The 732-nt window shown below is 62.6% G+C and carries 1 protein-coding gene; it reads right to left on the bottom strand.

Translation table 11 applies throughout. From position 1 onward, the window contains the following. Nucleotides 1-591 (bottom strand): hypothetical protein (locus IE243_RS22980; protein ID WP_191321589.1); only part of this gene is annotated, 591 nt, incomplete at its 3' end. Nucleotides 592-732: the final 141 nt, after the last annotated feature.

Genomic DNA, 732 nt, shown 5'->3' with positions numbered 1-732 from the left:
CACGCCCTCCCCAGCAGACAGAGCGATGATTGCCTCTGCGTGAGCGCGGGCGTTGGCTTCGGTTCGGTGACAGCCGCCCAGCATGAACAACGTGTGGTCAATAAAAGCGTTGTCCCATAGGTCGGACAACGCTCCCGCTTCGCCATCGTCGTCAATGACGGGGAACCAGTACGTATCGCCGTCCCTTGGGTGTTTTTTCATCGGCTCCGGCACCGCGCGATCACCGATCATGATGTGGCCGGGAGCCCCTGTCGCCGGTGTGGGGACGTCGGGGGGGCGGAGGTCGGACACAAGGCGGCTGTCGTAGGACTGCATATCGTAGCGCAGCCAAGCCATATCGCCGTCGCGACCGACCATTGTCACAAGGTCACCGCTGCCGGCCCGAACCAACAACCCTTCCTGCGGTATTTCGCACGTCGCCAGATCAACAGGGGCGCGGCGGATGAGGGTGAGGGCGGATGGGGCAACATAACCCAGTTGTCGACCGGAAAAGGGTCCCGTGTAGGCAACGTGAACTTCGCCGTCCATATCTGGGCCGTCGACCACCACTACCTCAAGCGAGCAGACGTCGCCTTTCCGAAAGTCGGTCATGCCGCAGCCCTCTCCTGAATGTGATGCCCCCACTGCTCAGCCGCAGCTTCTGCGATGCCGGCAAATGTCTCGGACCTCAGTTTCCAGCGGTCAGGTCCGGGGCTTGCGTGATGGATTTTGGCCCGCTCGCCGTAGGGCAGG

Source organism: Camelimonas fluminis (assembly GCF_014656355.1).
GTDB lineage: Bacteria > Pseudomonadota > Alphaproteobacteria > Rhizobiales > Beijerinckiaceae > Camelimonas > Camelimonas fluminis.
Note: the sequence above shows the minus strand (reverse complement) of the source record. Positions and strands in the feature narration are given on the sequence as shown.